Source organism: Rhizobium sp. FG96, from assembly GCF_057808655.1.
The window spans coordinates 1-18036 of the sequence record NZ_JBMDIL010000015.1 but is presented as its reverse complement, the minus strand read 5'-3'; the positions used below and the strand labels follow the sequence as shown (position 1 = coordinate 18036).

Here is an 18036-nt window from a genome sequence, read left to right as displayed (position 1 = left end):
ATGAGCACTTTCGAATTCCTTCTTCAGGGTCTCGCGGTTGCATTCCAGCCGATGAACCTACTCTTCGCCTTCATCGGCGTCATGCTCGGCACCGCTGTCGGCGTTCTCCCGGGCATCGGCCCGGCACTGACCGTCGCGCTGCTGCTGCCCGCCACCTACAAGCTCGACCCGGGCGGCTCGCTGATCATGTTCGCGGGCATCTACTACGGCGGCATGTATGGCGGGTCGACGACCTCGATCCTCTTGAACACGCCGGGCGAAAGCTCGTCGATCGTCACCGCGCTCGAGGGCAACAAGATGGCCCGCGCCGGACGCGGCGGACCCGCACTTGCGACGGCTGCCATCGGCTCCTTCGTCGCGGGGCTGATCGCGACGCTCGGCCTCGCCTTCATCGCGCCCTACATCGTCAAGCTGGCGCTGGTCTTCGGTCCGCGCGAATATTTCGCGCTGATGATCCTTGCCTTCGTCACGGTATCGTCTGCCTTCGGCGACTCGGCGCTGCGCGGTCTGACGTCGCTGTTCATCGGCTTTGCGCTGGCCATGGTCGGTATCGACCAGCAGACCGGTCAGGCGCGTCTCTCTTTCGGCATTCCCGATCTGCTCGACGGCATCGAGGTGACGACGCTTGCCGTTGCGATGTTCGCGATCGGCGAGACGCTTTACATCGCTGCCCAGGGCAATTTGGTTGCCGACAAGATCGAGGCCGTGAAGGGTTCGCTCTGGATGACGGCGCAGGACTGGAGCCGCTCCTGGAAGGCGTGGCTGCGCGGAACGGTCATCGGTTTCCCGATCGGCGCGATGCCGGCCGGTGGTGCCGAAATCGGCACGTTCCTCTCCTATGCCACCGAGAAGCGCCTGTCGAAGAACCCGGAAGAGTTCGGCAAGGGCGCGATCGAAGGCGTTGCCGGTCCCGAGGCTGCCAACAATGCATCGGCTGCCGGTACGCTCGTGCCGCTGCTGACGCTCGGCCTGCCGACCTCGGCGACGGCTGCGATCATGCTCGCCGGCTTCCAGCAATACGGCCTGCAGCCCGGTCCGCTGTTGTTTGCGACCAATCCGCAGCTCGTCTGGGGCCTGATCGCCTCGCTGCTGCTCGCCAACGCTATGCTGCTGGTTCTGAACCTGCCGCTGATCGGCCTCTGGGTGCGTCTGCTGACCATCCCGAAGCCGTGGCTCTACGCCGGCATCCTGCTGTTTGCGACGCTCGGCACCATCGGCGCCAACCCGTCGGTCTTCGAACTCGGCATGCTGCTCGCCTTCGGCGTGCTCGGCTACATCATGCGTCTCTTCGGCTATCCGATCGCGCCTGTCGTCGTCGGCCTGATCCTTGGGCCGCTGGCAGAACAGCAGCTGCGCCGTGCGCTGTCGATCAGCCAGGGCGACCTGACGACGCTGGTGATGTCGCCGATCGCGGCAGGCCTTCTGCTCGTTGCGGCAGCGGCCTTCATCATTCCGCTGATCCTTCGGTTGCGCGGGCGCGGGCAGGTCCTTTCCCAGCTCGCTGCAAACGAAGACTAACAAAAAGACGCCACTAACCCCTACCTGCCAACCGGCCCGCGCAAGCGGGCCGGTTTTTTCGTTTTGACTGCAAGATGATTGGATGGACCGCTTTGTATTCCATAAATTTCGCTAGTGAAATTTGCGGTATTGGTGACCTCTTAGAGTTAATTCTGTTTTAATCCCTCAGCCATTACTTTCATAAGAATCGTATATGATGTCGCATCTTCGTATTTCTATTGCTGATGTCATATACTTTCATATTTTCATTTTAGGATCATTCGATGAAGCGCCCCCGCATCAAGATGTTATTGTCTGCCATTTTCGCCGCCGTCGCGATCATGTTTGCATTGCTTGGATGGATGGCGATCAGCAGCATGAGCATGCTGCACGGCCAGACCGAGGTGATCGCCACGAACTGGATCCCGAAGATCTCGACGGGCAAAAGCATCGAGAGCGCCTTTTACCAGCTCGACAACGCCTATTCGCAGCACATCCTGGCTTCGACGCCTGAGGAGATGAAATCTGCCGAAGCGCTGATTGCCGAGCGGAACGGCGCGCTTCAGAAGCAGCTGGAGACCTATCATCCGCTGATCTCGACGCCGAAGGGCGCAGACTTGATCAAGTCTATCGAAGACAGCATCGATGCCTATCGCAAGGCGTCCGAACACATGGTCGAGCTTTCCTCGGCAGGCAAGGATGCGGAGGCCAAGGCTTCGCTTTCCGGCGAGATGCGCACGGCGATGAACAATGCCAGCGCCCATCTGAACGAACTGCTCGACTTCAACACGGCGAGCTCCGAGAAAATCCATCAGCAGGGTGCTGACGTGTTCCGGTCGACGCTGGTATTCGCCTGCAGCCTGATTGCCGGATGCCTTGGCATCCTCATTGCCTCGGTGGTCTTTGCGATTGCCGGTATTGCGCGGCCGATCGAGGCGATCACGGCATCGATGCGCGTACTTGCCGGCGGCAATGACGAGGCGGCGATTCCCTTTGCCGGGCGTACCGACGAGATCGGCGACATGGCGGCGGCGGTGGAGGTGTTCCGTGCCAATTCAGTCACCAACAAGCGGCTGGAGCGGGAAGGGGCCGAGCAGCGCCATCTCACCGAAGAGCAGCGGCTTCGCACGGCCGAAAGCGATCGCATCAGGGCCGAGCAGATGCGGCAGGCGACGTCGGGCCTTGGAAATGGTCTCAAGCATCTGGCATCCGGCGACCTGTCCTTCCAGCTCGACCAGCCTTTCGCGGAAGATTTCGAATCCCTGCGTGCCGATTTCAACGGCTCGGTGACACAGCTTGCCGAGGTTTTGCGTTCCGTCTCCGCCAGCGCCTCGTCGATCGACAGCGGCAGCCGCGAGATCAGCCAGAGCGCCGACGACCTGTCGCAGCGCACCGAGCGTCAGGCCTCCTCGCTGGAGGAGACGGCGGCGGCACTCGACGAGATCACGGCGAACGTTGCCAATTCGTCGAAGCGTGCCGAAGAGGCGAAGGTCGTTGCCGTTCAGGCGAATGAGAGCGCCGCGAAGTCTGGCGCCGTCGTCTCCGATGCAGTCCGGGCGATGGAGCGCATCGAGCAGTCGTCGAGCCAGATTTCCAACATCATCGGGGTCATCGACGATATCGCCTTCCAGACCAACCTGCTGGCGCTGAACGCCGGTGTCGAGGCTGCGCGTGCCGGCGAGGCCGGTAAAGGCTTTGCCGTTGTTGCGCAGGAGGTGCGCGAGCTGGCGCAGCGGTCCGCCCAGGCGGCACGCGAGATCAAGTCGCTGATCGGCGCCTCGACGGGCGAAGTCGAGGCGGGCGTGCGGCTGGTGCGTGAGACCGGCGATGCGCTGACGGCGATCGGCGAGCACGTTGCCGTCATCAATCGCCACATGGAGGCAATTGCCACGTCGTCGCGCGAGCAGTCTCTCGGCCTCAACGAGGTGAACGCTGCCGTCAACCAGATGGACCAGGTGACCCAGCAAAATGCCGCGATGGTCGAGGAGACAAGTGCGGCCGGTGCCACACTTGCCACCGAGAGCGGCCGGTTGCGCGACCTGATCGGCAGGTTCAGGCTCGGCCAGCAGCAGGCGGCTGCGCCTGCCGCAAGGGCTGTCAGCGGGTCGGCTCCGCGTACGGCGCGCTACGCAACTTCGGGCAACGCCGCACTGAAGCAGGAATGGTCGGAATTCTGAGTTTCACCACAGCCTGAACGCGATCGAAGCCCGGCTCTCATGTGGCCGGGCTTTTGCATTTCGGCCGCCGCATCGGCGTTTTTGCATGGCAGCGCTGAATTTCCGCGACTTGTGGTAGATGTTGCGATGCACCATGTGTGAGCAGTCAATAATGAAGCTAAAGCGAGAAGACAATGTCCTACGTTAAGTCCATCCGTGAAGGTTTCCTTGGCCGCGCCTTCGCCGTCATCGGTGCCGCAAATGCAGTCAGCGCCGCAGTCGATGCAGGCCGCCGTCCGCAGGGCCGCCATCTGAAGACGCTCGGCATCGACGCCGATGTGTTCGATCACATCCGCCGCTAAGCGCCGCTGAAACCTACGCATGAAAATAGCCCGCAACCGGTTGGTCGCGGGCTTTATTTTTGTCTTGGTGACTGCGGCTGATGCCCCGCCGCAGTCTCGTTATCAGGCTTCCACGCTCTTGGCGTGATGGCCGTGCGCCAGGCCTTCGGCCGCTTCCTTACGGTTATGACGGATCGAGGACCAGAGCGAGATGCCGATCAGCGTCGCGCCGCCGAGACCGGTGATGACTTCCGGAATGTGGTAGAGCGTCTGGACATACATGATCACCGCAAGGATCAGGATCGCATAGAAGGCGCCGTGTTCCAGGTAACGGTATTCCGTCAGCGTTCCCTTTTCGACCAGCATGATCGTCATCGAGCGAACGTACATGGCGCCAATGCCGAGACCGATGGCGATGATGAAGAGGTTCTGCGTCAGGGCGAAGGCGCCGATGACGCCGTCGAACGAGAAGCTGGCATCCAGCACTTCCAGATAGATGAAGGCGCCGAGGCCGCCGCGGGCGGCTTCGCTCATCGCCCTCTGGGATGCGTCCAGCAGGCCGCCGATGACTTCGACAGCCAGGAAGGTCACAAGGCCATAGATGGCGCTATAGACGAAGGTGGTGGCGTCCTCGCCTTCCAGAAGCGACGAGAAGAGCAGGATAAGCAGGAGAACGAAGGCGATCTCGATGCCCTTGATGGCCGCACCGCGCGACATCATCCGCTCCAGCGAGGAGATCCAGTGGATGTCCTTCTCGTGGTTGAAGAAGTAGGAGAGGCCGACCATCATCAGGAAGGTGCCGCCGAAGGCTGCGATCGGCAGGTGGGCGTCGTTCATGATGCGTGCATATTCGGCCGGTTCGCGGGCGGCGAGGATGATCGCGTCGATCGGGCCGATACCGGCGGCGATGACGACGATCGCCAGCGGGAAGACGATACGCATGCCGAAGACGGCGATGACGATACCCCAAGTCAGGAAGCGATGCTGCCACTCCGGCGTCATCTCTTTCAGCTTGTTGGCGTTGACGATGGCGTTGTCGAAGGAGAGCGAGATCTCCAGAACCGCCAGCACCGCACAGATGAAGAAGACGGTCGCCATGCCGCCGATCGTGCCAGTCGATTGCCAGCCGAGAATGGCGCCGAGCGCCAGGCCGACTGCGGTGATGATGAAGGACCAGCGGAAATATCCGAGGGTCGACTTATGGCTTTGTGCCTGGTTCATGGCCGCACCTCATTGGTGCGAACATCGTTTCTGACATTGGGTGTCGTGAAGGAACGCGGCATGCCAGAACGGGCATGCGCGAAAGGCATGGTGAACTTGTTCATCGATTGAAAATCCGCCGGCTCTCTGCAGGCGGTACCGACATCACGAGAGCGCCGTAAAAACTCTCGCCAGAGGGGCCCGGCACCAGTGTTTATCCGTCGCCGATGTTTTTCGCATGGGGGGCAACCACGCACATCTCTGCGGCGACAGATCAGCGTTTAGGTAATCAACTTATACAGGCAGTCAAGAGGGAAGACGTCTGATCCCAGCACGATTTTCTTTGGAACCTTGCGCAGCCCCGGCCGTTTGAATGAGGTTGAGCGATGCGATGCATCGCGGGTGCGATGATAAGGAGGCCGATGATGCAGACTTCGACCCACTCCCCCGACAAGAGAACCGAGGCAGCCGACCGCATGAAGCGGGCACGCCCGAACCGCATGCAGAAGGCACAGGTGCTGCCGCCGCATCAGGTGGATCTCACCCTGCCGCAATCGCCGGTGCATGATGTTCATGTCCCCGCGCATGTGACCGGCAGCGATCTTTCCAAGGGTGGCCCGGATATTGCCGCCGATGCCATCAAGAACAAGCGCTAAGCCAGTAGCCACTATGAAAGGTGATATGCGAATGGACACTCGTCTTGTGCCGCAGGACATCTATCTCCAGCATGAAGAAGAATGGCGGATGATCCACACGGCCGAAGACAGCGGCAAGGATGAGCGCAGAGGCAGCGTTGCCTGGAAAGGCATCAAGGCGAAACCGAAGGCTTCGCCATCCCTCGACCAGGAAAGATCGATCCGCAATTGATGCAGATGGGCCCGGCCCAGCCGGGCTTTTTCTTTAGTGGTGATCTTTTTCGTCGGAAGCAGAGAGGCGCTTTTCCATCTTGCCGAAGGCATAGAGTACGCAGACAGCCGCCACGGTGGCGAAGAAGGCGATTGGCCAGTAGCCGAAGCCCATGGCGAGACCGATCGCGCCGGACAGCCACATGCCTGCCCCTGTCGTCAGTCCCTTCACCCGGCCGCGGGCAAAGACGATCATTCCCGCGGCCAGAAATGCCACGCCTGCCGTGACCGCTTCGATGACGCGGAGCGGATCGATGCGGACCTGCTGGTCGTCGGCAATGCCGGGCATATGCACGGCCTCTATCGAGATGATGCCGAAGAGGGCGGCGGCAAGGCTGATCAGGATATGCGTTCGAAATCCTGCGGGGTGATCGCGGGCCTCGCGCTCGATGCCGATCAGGCCGCCAAGGATGACCGCGCCGATCAGGCGGGCGAAGATAACAGGATAGTGGATGCGCGACTCGGGAAACATGTCGGCAAAGACCAGGTCCATGGCTTCAGTTCTCCAGCGAAGAATTCTTCGCCTGACTAACGCCGGCAGGTCACCTTTGTTCGGCTTCAGAAACCGATCGTCTCTTCGTATTTGTCCCAGGAGCTGTACATGGCGTAGCGGCCAAGGCCCTTGATGGCGAAGTTGCCGTAATAGGGGCTGAGCTGGAACTCGGCGGCTGTCTCGCTCTTCTTCTCGACGGCGCCGACATAGATTGCAGATGCAAGGCCGGTCCGGTTGGCGCCGTGTTCGCAGTGGATGAGAAGCGGCTTCGGCGCATCGGCCATGATCTTTGCCAGCTTCTGCGCTTCCACGATCGACAGTTCGCGCGACGAAGACATCGGGAAGTCGATCAGGGCGATGCCGTTGTCGGCCGCCGCCTTCTGTTCGTCGGTGTACCATTCCGTGCGCTTTTCATTGCGCAGGTTCAGGATGGTGCGGATGCCGTAGTTCTTCGCGTAGGCGTTGACATCGGCGCCGCTCGGCTGCGCTGAGCGGTAGAGCTCTCCAGCGATCACTTCATGGAAATTACCCGTCGCCTGTCCGAGTGCCGCATGCGCGCCGACAAGGGCCGCCAATCCGAGGATGGCACCTGCGGGCCAGGCTATGAAGGACAGATAATGCATCAGACACCGGTTGCTTTTGCGCGCGACTAGCCACCCAAATGGGGGCTCAATGTGACGGATGCCAGACCGCACGCATATTATTCTCAGATAGACCTTGTTCCGCTTCATTGTCCAGCGTCCGCAGAAGCGTGTGCATAGCCATGTCGCTCGCCAACCTTTCGGAAAGGATTGCCGTCCAATAATCCGGCCACTCACGGGATTCGGGACAATGGCGAAGACAGCGACTCGCGGCCGTAGCCGCAAATCATCGGGACGCAGCAAGAGCAGCGGCAGCGGCATCCTGCCCTGGGCGGCGATCGGCATTCTGACGGTCGGCGGCATCTATGCGCATGACAACTGGAAAAGCGTGAAGCCGATGCTGGCCCGCGCACCCGATGTCTCGACGATCACGGCTGCAATCAAGCCGGATGCTCCCAAGGCCACAGCGCCCAAGACTGCGGAAACGAGGACTGCCGAGCCGAAGCCGGCCGTTGCACTCGCTCAGCCGCAGCGTCCGCTGCCGCCGGCCGATGTGCCCGTGCCCGCCGCCCAGCCGGTCAAGGCATCGCCGGCCGATACGCTAAGCGGCAAGGCCGCCTTCGGCTATTGCGGCCAGGGCGAGCATGTGAACTGCGTCGGTGATGGCGGGGTGTTCTGGTACAAGGGCGAGAAGATCGTCGTTGCCGATGCGCTGGTGCCAGATGTCACCAATGCGCGCTGCGAAAACGAGCGGCGTCTCGGCTTTGCCGCCAAATCGCGTGTCTTCAAGTTCCTGAATGCCGGACCCTTCACCATGAATACGGCCGGCAAGGGCGGCAATGACGGCGCCCCGCGGGTGATTTCCCGCGACGGCCGTTCGCTTGGGGCGCAGCTCACGAACGAGGGGCTGGCACGCAAGCCAGGCGCCGGCGGCGCCTGGTGCGCCTGATCTGATTATTTCTTGGCGGGTTTGGCCTCGGGCGCAGGCGCTGCTGCTGCGGCGGGCGCCTTCGGCTGAACCGGCGCCTTGCCGTTAGTCTGGAAATTGGCAGCGAAGGTGCTGTCCTTGCTCTCGGCAGTGCATTCGATCGCAACCGGCTTGCCGCCGTAGGGATTGCCGAAGGTGCAGCTGCCGGCAACCTTCACTTCGCCGGTCATCTTCTGTCCGACGCCCGTGGTCACCAGCGTCAGCGGGATCCGGGCATTACCGTTCGAGGCCGGCTTGATAGCCTTGCCGTCACCCTGGAAGCCCAACATCTTGCCCTGTGCCGTGAAGATGAAGGTCACGTCGCCGTTTGGCAGCGCCACGGCCGCGATCTCGTTCTTGCAGGGCTTGGAAACATCGAGCTTGCCGACGACAAGCTTGGAGCACCGGCCGGCCAGCGTGGTGACGCCTGCGCTCGGAAAGTTCTGGGATTGGGCGGAGGCCAAACCGGCAAAGGCAAAGGCGGAAATGGTGGCTGCGGAGAGGGCTGCCGCGGCGGTAATCAGTCGTCTCATAAGGTTGCAAATCCTGTCATGCTGCTCGTCTGATCTGTGACTGGCATGTTTGTGTGTCGGAATTTTGCTTTGTTCAAGCCTTCGAGACCCGCAAAGATAGATGGCAGGCAAAAATGAAACGGGCCGCTACAGGGGATCGCGGCCCGTTCCAGGAAGCGGGGGCGCCTTGGCGGCAGCCGCCCTCTTTATCTCTTCAGTGCTGGCGGTTGGCGTCTTCCATCGACCAGCCAAAACGCCATGCCTCATAACGCGCGTACCAAGTTTCGAGGGCTGCAGCGTCCCAGATGGGCATGAATTCCGGGTGCGACATAGGGTTGTCACTCAGCCGGCATCCCAGGATGCGGTCGCGGATGCCCCGCTCCTGCATATTCAGCAGCTCTTCGATTTCCATATGCGTGCCCTCAACCACCGGCCCCTCAGCCGACCCGTTCAAGGAAACATTTCCCTTTGCTAATGTCCACAAAAGCCGAACTCATCCCCGTTATTCACAGGATTAATCACGAAAAAGCCTTGACGCACTCGGTGATGCGCCAATGCAACTTCTATCTGTCTAATCCAGTGCGAATTTAACCTTATTAGAATCTTGTGATGGATGTGTGCTGTTACGCCAACTATAGATTTTTATGGGTTGTAAGAGGGCGTGATGGGCAAGGTCGTATCGAAGATCATCCGGATATTGTTGCATCCGGCATGTGTTTGCATTGCCGCGATATTGTTTTTCGCGCTGATCCGTTACCTCGATACTCGCTGGCGGTTCCTGCCCTATACATTCGCCGTGACGCTGGCGATCGCGGCGATCTTCTTCCTGTTTTCGCGGCGCCCCGTCTTCTCGTTCTATGGCGCGGCGGCGATCGTGCTGTTGCAGACGGCGGCGTCGATCGTGAAGTTCAAGCTCAAGGGCTATTCGCTGCACGTTTTCGATTTCATCTTCACCAGCACCGATACGGCGATCCTCGCGTTCCTCATCAAGTATTATACGCCGCTGGTGGTTGGGGCGGTGCTGGCGCTCGTTGCGACCGGCGCATTCCTCTGGGCGCTGTTCCGTGCTGAGAAGCCATGGAATGCGCCGGTGCTCGTCCGGTTGCCGGCGCTGCTTCTGACCGTCGGCGTCTCGATCGGTGCACATCCGACGGCGCGGCCGGGCGATCCGCCGTTCATCTTCGGCTTCAACGCCTCGTCGCTCTTCATGTCCTTCTGGCATCTTCCGAGCCTGATCGGTGAACCGCCGCTGGCCGCCAAGCTGCGGGCCGTCCAGACGCAGGGTGCGCTTGCCGATACGGTCGAATGCGGGCCGGAGGTGGGGAGGGCCGACCTCTATCTTGTGCTGTCGGAGAGCCACGCGTCGCCGATGCGGTTTCCCGAGATCAGCTTCCCGCCCGAGATCGCCGACACGTTCCGCTCCGGCGACGGTACGATCAAGCCGATGTTCGTCGAAACCTTTGGCGGCGGCACCTGGATGAGCAATTTCTCGATGCTCACGGGACTTTCCAGCGCCGATTTCAGCTGGCAGGCGCCCTATGTGAACCAGTTGCTCGAAGGCAAGATCAAAGGCGCGCTGCCGGAGATGCTGGCGCGCTGCGGCTATCGCACCGTGGCGATCATGCCGATGAAATATAATGCGGTAAACGAAGGACCGTTCCTGCGCTCGATCGGCTTCCAGGAGGTCTTCGATGCCGCCGATCTGGCGCTGCCGGAATGGGGTGTGAGGGACAAACTCTACTTCGACTTTGCCGAAAAGCTGATTGCCGAGCACCGCAAGACCGACACGCGGCCGCTGTTTCTGGCGATGGAGACGATGTTTGCCCATGCGCCCTACGACAAGGAAATGGTGCCGCAGGCTCTCGTGCCCGCCGAGACCTTTGCCGATGACCGGAAGGTCAATGAATATGCCAGGCGCGTGGCGCTTGCCCGCGCCGATTTGCAGGCGTTTCTGGATCGACGTGCCGAGGAGGCGCCGGAGCGGCGCAGCGTCGCAGTCGATTTCGGCGATCACCAGTCCGAAGCGACGCTCGGCTACGCACTGGCGCTCGATCCCGCGAAGAACATGTTCGCCGATTTCCGCTCGCCCGTTTACGAAACCTACTTCGCGGTCAGGGGCTACGGCGTCGCTATCGACTATGCAAAACTCGATCAGGCGGAGGACATCGCCTTCGTCATGGCCCGAATTCTGAACGCCACGGGGCTGCCGATCTCGCCGAAATTCAGAAACCTGAATGAACTGAGTGAGGCCTGTGGCGGGCGCTATCACACCTGCAATGACCGCGGGATTGTCGATGAACACCTGAAAAAGCTAGCAAATTCAGGGCTTCTGGATGCCAGCTGACGGCTAAAATCGTCATCACTAATGTTGTAAAAATATCGTTAAAATTGCCCATAACAAGTTTTTGTTCATCTGCCGTTCAGAAAACTGTTTGGGAAAGACGCAAAGTGGCGCACACTCTTCCTTGTGAATAAGGAGATAGTGCATGATTCGATTGACCGCGGCTCTGACGCTGTTCTCAGTCTATGCGTTTACGATGTTCTTCATCGCATCCATTCCTGAGACCCCGTATCTGCAAACCGCAGCAACGACGATAACCGAAGACGCATCGCTTACGAAGTGAGTTGGGCGAAGAGGGCAGGCTTGGGGGCAAGCCTTTATACAGGGTGGTGGCGTAAATGATACGCTTCCCTGTGTGACAGAGCTTTTATTGCTTTGTCGTGGTGTCAGGAGTTGCGGCCGGGCCGCCTGACTTTGCTGAGAAACCCTCCCATCACCGCGCTGCCGATTTTTATCCAAGCTTTGCCGGCTAGGTTTCAGCGCGTTTCTCATCCCGCTAATAATCAAGACAAAACAAGCTGCCAGAAGCTGGACGACAGCCGTCGGCCGTACGCTTAGGTTGTGCATTTTTCGCCGCTACGAATCGGGCGTTGTTTCTCCATCCTCGCGCAAGCTTAGTGCGACACATATCCCAGCAGGACAACGGCACATTAAGTTGTAATTGCTGGTTGTATGTGCGCCTGGATTTGCAGTTCGCAAATTGAGGCTTCGAGCGCAACGATGTTGCGATTGCCGTGCCGAGGCCGTGGTTGGGGGACCGTGGCTCGGCTCTATGTGCACTGTCCTGGCATCGGCTCCGTCGAGCGATGTCTTCCAAAGCAGTCTGTCGAACCATCCCCTCATGTAGCAACGCGCGGTGCGCGAAGGCTCCGGTCGTGGCTGGAGCGCGCGGGCTTCAGGGATGTGAGAGACAGAGAAATGTAATCGCCAACGCCGGGGCAGGGCAATTTCATGACGTCGATCATCTCCTCCTTTACCAGCAGCCAGATCAAATCCCTGTCGCCGAAGACGATCCGGGAACTCTCTGCAGAGGATATTGCAGGGCTTTCGCCCGAGCAGCTCAAGAACCTCAGCAAGGATCAAGTGGCGGCTCTTGAGGCCGAGGATATCCAGGCGCTCAGCTCGACCCAGCTGGGCGCGATCTCGACGAGCGCAATCGCCGGGCTGAAGCCGGAACTGCTCGCCGTGCTCGATGCGGCAAAGATCGCAAGCCTCGGCAAGGATCAGCTGGCGGCATTCAGCGCCACCCAGATTGCATCCCTTACCCCCGATCAGATCGAAGGCCTAACGGTCGACCAGATCAAGGGGCTGAGCGCCACGCAGATCGCGTCGATCGGCCCTGACGATATCATCAAGTTCACGCCTGATGAGGTCGCCGCCATCACGCCTCAGGCGATCAGCGGCCTGAAGCGCGAGACGATCGCAGCGCTGAGCGACGAGCAGATCGCCAAGCTGAGCGCCGACCAGATCAAGGCGCTGACGGCGCAGCAGATGCCAGGTTTCAGTGCTGCCCAGCTCGGCACCTTCTCGGCCGTTCAGATGGGCGCCCTGACGGCGACGCAGGTCGGCGCATTGAGCACGCTGCAGATCGTCGGCTTCAGCGGCAGCCAGATCGGCCAGCTGAGCACAGCGGCGATCGCCGGCCTCAAGGCAACGCAGATTGCGGCGATGACGGAAACGCAGCTTGAGGGCCTTAACGTGGCTCAGGCGGCCGCGTTGACGGCGGCGCAGGTGGCGGCCCTGACACCGGCAGATATCGAGAAGTTCACGCCGGACGAAATCGGTGCCATCGGTGCCAAAGTCATCGGCAGTCTGAAGCCGGAAGCCGTGGCCGCGCTCAGCGCCGAACAGATTGCCAAGCTGAGCCCTGACCAGATCAAGGGTCTGGCGTCGAAGCAGATCGTGATGTTCACGGCCGATAAGCTTGCAGGCTTCTCCCCGGCGCAGATGAGCGCGATGACGGCTGTGCAGGTCGGCGCCCTGACCAACGCACAGATCGCCGGCCTCAGCGCCGCGCAGATCGGCCAGCTCAGCACCACGGCGCTTGCCGGTCTCAAGGCGACCCAGATCACCGCGATGACGGCCGATCAGGTCTCCGGTTTCTCGGCCGCGCAGACCGCCGTCCTGACGGCTGTCCAGGTTGCCGGCTTCACCGCTGCAAACTTCGCCAAGCTGTCCGATGATGCTGTCGTGGCTATCGGTCCCAAGGCCATTAGCGGCCTGAAGGGCGAGGTGATGCCCGTCTTTAGTGATGCGGTCTTGAGCCGGTTGAGCACGGATCAGATCAAGGCGCTGACACCGAAGCAGATCGCCGGTTTCACGCCGGCCCAGATCGGATTGCTGTCCGAGACACAGATTAAGACCCTGTCGGCCGCGCAGGCGGCGGCGCTGACCACCGCGCAGATCGGCGGCCTTAGCGCCACCCAGATCGGCCAGCTGAGCAATGCCGCCTTCAGCGGCCTGAAGGCGACGCAGATCGCGGCGATGACCGGCGATCAGATCGCCGGGCTGACGGCCAGCCAGATCGGCTTTCTCACTGTCTCGCAGATCGCCGGCTTCGGTGCCGGCAACATTGCCAAGCTGAGCCCGGAGGCATTCGCCGCCATTCCTGCAAAGGTCATCGGCAGCCTGAAGGGTGAGGCGGTTGCCGCTCTCACCGATGCGCAGATTGCCAAGCTCAGCGCCGACCAGGTCAAGGGCCTGACCTCAAGGCAGATGATGAGCTTCACGCCGGAACAGCTCGGCCTGTTCTCCGAAACGCAGATGAAGGCCCTGTCGGCGGTCCAGGTCGGATCGCTGAGCAACACGCAGATTGCCGGGCTTAGTGCGGCCCAGATCGGCCAGCTCAGCAACTCGGGTATTGCCGGCCTGAAGGCAACGCAGATCGCATCGATGAGCGCGACGCAGCTCGAAGGGCTCAGCGTGGCGCAGGTCGCGGCGATGACGGCAGCGCAGATCGCCGGGCTGACGCCGGAGGATATCGCCACCTTCACGGACGACGAGATTGCGGCCATCAGCACCAAGGCTATCAGCGGCCTGACGAATGATGCGATCGCCAAGCTCAGCGAAAGCCAGATCGGCCATCTCAGCGCCGATCAGATCAAGGCTCTCACAACCAAGCAGATCGCCGCTTTCACGCCCGAGCAGTTCAGCAAGTTCACCGATACGCAGCTCAAGGGGCTGACGGCGGCGCAGGCCGGATCTCTCACCAGCGCGCAGATCGCCACGCTTTCCGCAGCCCAGATCGGCGAGCTTACCAACGTTGCCGTCAGCGGTCTGAAGGCCACGCAGATTTCGGGCATGACGGCGGATCAGGTGGCCGGCTTTACGGCGGCGCAGACCGCTGTAATGTCGGCGGCTCAGGCCGCCGGATTTACCGCGACCAATATCGTCAAGTTGGCGGACGATGCCGTCGCAGCCCTCAGCACCAAGGCCATCAGTGGCCTGAAGAATGAGGCGATTGCCAAGCTCAGCAATGATCAGGTCTCGATGCTGAGCGCAACTCAGCTCAAGGCCTTTACGGCAACGCAGATCACCGCCTTCACCGACACGCAGCTCGGCACCTTCACCGACGAGCAGATGAAGGCGCTGTCTGCAGCGCAGACCGGTTCGCTGACGGCCCCGCAGATCGGCGGGCTGTCCGGCGAGCAGATCGGAGAGCTTACCAATTCGGCCGTGACAGGTCTGAAGGCCGCGCAGATCGCCGCCATGACGCCGGCCCAGGTTGCGGGCCTGACCGCGGCTCAGCTTGCCGTCCTGACGGCAGCGCAGCTGGCCGGGTTCACCGCTATTAATGTCACCAAGCTGTCGGATGACGCAATTGCCGCGATCAGCCCCAAGGCGATCGCCGGTCTGAAGGGCGAGGCGATCGCGGCGCTCACCGACAGCCAGATCGCCAGCTTGAGCCCGGATCAGATCAAGGGCCTCAGCGCGCAGCAGATCGCGAGCTTCACGCCGTCCCAGCTCGGCAAGTTCAGCGGCGATCAGATCGCGGCGCTGTCGGGCGTTCAGGCCGGTGCCTTGACCAACGACCAGATCGCCGGTCTCTCCGCCGCCCAGATCGGCCAGTTCAGCAACGCGGCCGTTGCCGGATTGAAACCGGCGCAGATCGACGCGATGAGCGATGCGCAGCTCGAGGGCTTGAGCGTTGCTCAGGCCGGTGCGCTGACAGCCGCGCAGCTTGGTGCGATGACGGCGGCGGATCTCGCCCGGTTCACCGACGAGGAACTGGCAGCGATCAGCCCCAAGGCACTTGCCGGCCTTAAGAGCGAAGTCATCGCTGCTCTGAGCGACAGCCAGATCGGCAACCTGACGCCGGAGCAGATCGCCGGTCTGCTGCCGGCCCAGATTGCCAGCATCAAGCCTGCCCAGGTCGCCCGCTTCACCGACGAACAGATCGGCGCGCTGTCGGCGGCACAGGCCGGAGCGCTGACGGATACGCAGATCGATGGCCTGTCCGCGGGTCAGATCGGTCAGCTCAGCAATGCGGCCGTTGCCGGTCTCAAGGCATCGCAGATCACCGGCATGACGGCTGACCAGGTGGCAGGCTTCACGCCCGCCCAGGCGGCTGTGCTGACCGCGGCGCAGACGGCCGGTTTCACGGCGGCGAATATCGCCAAGCTCAGCGACGAAGCCGTGGCCGCTCTCACGCCTGCCGCGATCGCCGGCTTGCCGAATGAGGCGGTTGCCGCGCTGACCAGCAGCCAGATCGGCGAGCTCAGCACGGACCAGGTCAAGGCGGTCGCGACAAAGCAGATCCCGGGCTTTACCGCTGCGCAGATCGCCCAGTTCAGCGAGGCGCAGATCGGCGCGCTGACGGCGGCGCAGACGGGTGCGCTCACCGGAGCGCAGATCGGGGCGCTGACACCGGCGCAGATCAGCCAGCTCAGCAGCGCGGCGATTGCCGGCCTGACGGCGGCGCAAATCTCCGCAATGACGGCCGATCAGGTGGATGCTCTCGGCGCCGACAAGATCGCGCTGCTGACGGCCGCCCAGGTCGCCGGTTTCACGGCCGCCAATATCGCCAAGATGAGCGACGAGGCATTTGCCGCGATCAGCCCCAGCGCGATCGGCGGGCTCAAGCCTGAAGTGCTCGCGGGTCTCAGCGACAACGAGCTCGCTTCGCTCGGACCTGACAAGATCAAGGGACTGACCGCCCAGCAGATGGCCGGCTTTACGGCCGGGCAGCTTGGCAAGTTCACCGAGGAGCAGATCGGTGCGCTGTCGGCGGCGCAGACGGCCGGTCTGACCGAGACGCAGGTCGGCAGCCTCAGCGCGGCTCAGATCGGCCAGCTGAGCAGCGCCGCGGTTGCCGGTCTCAAGCCTTCGGTGATCGCCGCCATGTCGGCAGCGCAGCTTGAAGGTCTGAGCGCGGGCCAGACGGCGGCACTGACGGCGGCCCAGGTCGGCGCATTGAGCCCCGAGGCTATCGCCAAGTTCTCCGCAGATGAAATCGGTGCGATCAGCGCCACCGCGATCGCCGGCATGACGAATGCCACGATCGCGGCTCTCAGCACCGAGCAGGTCGCGAGCCTCAGCAAGGAGCAGATCGCCGGGCTGCAGCCTACGCAGATGCCGGGCTTCACGACGGCGCAGCTTGGCAATTTCACTGATGAGCAGATCGGTGCCCTGTCGGCAACGCAGGCCGGGGCGCTGACCAATACGCAGATATCGAGCCTCTCTGCCGCCCAGATCGGCAAGCTCAGCCCCACGGCCACGAGCGGCCTGAAGGCGAGCCAGATCACGGCAATGTCCGCTGATCAGGTCGCAGGCCTGACGGTGGCGCAGGTGGGCGCCCTGACGGCGCTCCAGGTCGCGGGTCTCACGCTTGCCAATATCGCCAAGATGAGTGACGAGGCCTTCGGTGCCATTAGCCCCCGGGCGATGATGGGCCTGAAGGACGAGATCATCGCGTCGCTGAACGACAGCCAGATCGGCAAGCTCAGCGCCGATCAGCTCAAGGCGGTCACCGCGCTGCAGATGACGCACTTCACCTCGGACCAGCTCGCCAAGTTTACCGATGCGCAGCTCGGCGCGCTGCTGCCGTCGCAGGTGGGGGCATTGACCACCGCTCAGATCACCAATCTGACGCCGGCGCAGATCGGCAAGCTCAGCGATGCCGCCATCACCGGCCTGAAGCCCAGCCAGATCGCTGCCATGACGCCTGCCCAGATCGAAGGTCTGACGCTGTCGCAGACGGCGAAGCTGACCGCCGAGCAGATCGCCGCAATGGCGCCCGAAGATGTGGCAAAGTTCGCCATCGACGAAATCTCGGCGATCAGCGTCGGCGCCATTGCCGGCCTCTCCGTCGATGACATCTCGAAGCTCGACAGCGCTCATGCAAATGCGTTCACGACGCAGCAGGTCGAGGCGATGACCAACGACCAGCTGGCGGCAGTGATCGCGGCCTACAATGCCGTCTGAGCGCTAGACAGAGCAGGGGTGCGCCAGCACCGCTGATCGCAATCGGGTCCGCAATCTTGCGGGCCCTTTTTCGTTTCCGAAGTCAGATTTCGATTCGCGGCGCGAACCGGCGATCATCGCGTGGCGTCGAAACGAATTGTCGAGGATGTGAGATCGGATGGTGGGCGTGACAGGGATTGAACCTGTGACCCCTACGATGTCAACGTAGTGCTCTCCCGCTGAGCTACACGCCCATCCGATGGGCAATAAATCCGTCGCGAATTCATGCCCTTAACGGCGCGCTTGATAGCGAGCCTTTGGCGCCTTGGCAAGCGCTTATGTGATGCGGCGCGATCGAATTTGTGGATCGAGCCCGGTATTGTGCCTGGCACGCTGAAATGCGCGATATCGAACGTTCTGAGGAGCCGAGGAAGGGCCGCGGAGCTTGCTGCCGTGAGGCCGCGAAACTGAGCGGCGATCGCTGCCATCGCCAAGCCTTGCCGTGCGGCAGGCTTCTCCGCGCGACAAAGCGAACCGCTCTTCGCTTTGCGAACCGCTTCTCTAAGTCTTTGACTTTGTGGAGATTTCGGATGGTGGGCGTGACAGGGATTGAACCTGTGACCCCTACGATGTCAACGTAG

The 18036-nt window shown here is 61.8% G+C and carries 14 protein-coding genes and 1 tRNA gene; 9 read left to right on the top strand and 6 right to left on the bottom strand.

Annotated elements, in window-relative coordinates; all coding sequences use genetic code 11:
* The 3 genes from ACODR6_RS25485 to ACODR6_RS25475 all read left to right on the top strand — a co-directional run bounded on the left by ACODR6_RS25485 (window position 1) and on the right by ACODR6_RS25475 (window position 4015).
* Window positions 1-1518, top strand: coding sequence for a tripartite tricarboxylate transporter permease (locus tag ACODR6_RS25485; RefSeq protein ID WP_112719699.1), 1518 nt, complete (start codon window positions 1-3; stop codon window positions 1516-1518).
* A gap of 263 nt (window positions 1519-1781) precedes the next feature.
* Entirely contained in the window at window positions 1782-3674 is a 1893-nt protein-coding gene (locus ACODR6_RS25480) for a HAMP domain-containing methyl-accepting chemotaxis protein (protein ID WP_489025104.1), read from the top strand.
* Between the two features lie 173 nt (window positions 3675-3847).
* Window positions 3848-4015 carry a hypothetical protein gene (locus ACODR6_RS25475; protein ID WP_165402725.1) on the top strand — a complete coding sequence of 56 codons (168 nt, stop codon included), beginning with the start codon at window positions 3848-3850 and terminating at the stop codon, window positions 4013-4015.
* Between the two features lie 102 nt (window positions 4016-4117).
* Here the strand turns inward: ACODR6_RS25475 and ACODR6_RS25470 are convergent, their stop codons facing one another.
* Entirely contained in the window at window positions 4118-5215 is a 1098-nt protein-coding gene (locus ACODR6_RS25470; RefSeq protein ID WP_489025102.1) for a DUF475 domain-containing protein, read from the bottom strand.
* A gap of 401 nt (window positions 5216-5616) precedes the next feature.
* Here ACODR6_RS25470 and ACODR6_RS25465 point away from each other — a divergent pair, with 401 nt between their 5' ends.
* Complete coding sequence (locus tag ACODR6_RS25465; protein WP_199628992.1) at window positions 5617-5850, top strand: hypothetical protein; 234 nt, start codon at window positions 5617-5619, stop codon at window positions 5848-5850.
* Window positions 5851-5881: 31 nt separating this feature from the next.
* Complete coding sequence (locus ACODR6_RS25460) at window positions 5882-6061, top strand: hypothetical protein (protein WP_489025100.1); 180 nt, start codon at window positions 5882-5884, stop codon at window positions 6059-6061.
* Between the two features lie 33 nt (window positions 6062-6094).
* Here ACODR6_RS25460 and ACODR6_RS25455 read toward each other — a convergent pair whose 3' ends face one another.
* Both ACODR6_RS25455 and ACODR6_RS25450 read right to left on the bottom strand, forming a co-directional pair.
* Window positions 6095-6592, bottom strand: coding sequence for an MgtC/SapB family protein (locus ACODR6_RS25455; protein WP_112719694.1), 498 nt, complete (start codon window positions 6590-6592; stop codon window positions 6095-6097).
* A 65-nt stretch (window positions 6593-6657) separates the two neighbouring features.
* Entirely contained in the window at window positions 6658-7215 is a 558-nt protein-coding gene (locus ACODR6_RS25450) for a dual specificity protein phosphatase family protein (RefSeq protein WP_489025098.1), read from the bottom strand.
* Between the two features lie 208 nt (window positions 7216-7423).
* On the opposite strand from ACODR6_RS25450, the gene ACODR6_RS25445 reads away from it, so the two are divergent.
* Window positions 7424-8122, top strand: coding sequence for a hypothetical protein (locus tag ACODR6_RS25445; protein ID WP_112719692.1), 699 nt, complete (start codon window positions 7424-7426; stop codon window positions 8120-8122).
* Window positions 8123-8127: 5 nt separating this feature from the next.
* Here ACODR6_RS25445 and ACODR6_RS25440 read toward each other — a convergent pair whose 3' ends face one another.
* Both ACODR6_RS25440 and ACODR6_RS25435 read right to left on the bottom strand, forming a co-directional pair.
* Window positions 8128-8673, bottom strand: a complete 546-nt coding sequence (locus ACODR6_RS25440; protein WP_489025096.1) for a hypothetical protein — start codon at window positions 8671-8673, stop codon at window positions 8128-8130.
* A gap of 193 nt (window positions 8674-8866) precedes the next feature.
* A complete protein-coding gene (locus ACODR6_RS25435) occupies window positions 8867-9064 on the bottom strand; it encodes a CrpP-related protein (protein ID WP_130282132.1) in 198 nt (65 codons plus the stop codon).
* Between the two features lie 252 nt (window positions 9065-9316).
* On the opposite strand from ACODR6_RS25435, the gene ACODR6_RS25430 reads away from it, so the two are divergent.
* The 3 genes from ACODR6_RS25430 (at window position 9317) to ACODR6_RS25420 (ending at window position 17416) form a co-directional block, all read left to right on the top strand.
* The gene (locus ACODR6_RS25430; protein ID WP_489025094.1) at window positions 9317-10996 is read left to right on the top strand and encodes a sulfatase-like hydrolase/transferase; all 1680 of its coding nucleotides are present in this window, start codon (window positions 9317-9319) and stop codon (window positions 10994-10996) included.
* 142 nt (window positions 10997-11138) lie between these two features.
* Window positions 11139-11276 (top strand): hypothetical protein, encoded by a 138-nt coding sequence (locus ACODR6_RS25425; RefSeq protein WP_199628999.1) that lies wholly within the window; start codon window positions 11139-11141, stop codon window positions 11274-11276.
* Window positions 11277-11944: 668 nt separating this feature from the next.
* Window positions 11945-17416 carry a hypothetical protein gene (locus tag ACODR6_RS25420; RefSeq protein ID WP_203428025.1) on the top strand — a complete coding sequence of 1824 codons (5472 nt, stop codon included), beginning with the start codon at window positions 11945-11947 and terminating at the stop codon, window positions 17414-17416.
* Window positions 17417-17574: 158 nt separating this feature from the next.
* Here ACODR6_RS25420 and ACODR6_RS25415 read toward each other — a convergent pair.
* Window positions 17575-17649: transfer RNA gene (locus ACODR6_RS25415), tRNA-Val, on the bottom strand.
* Window positions 17650-18036: the final 387 nt, after the last annotated feature.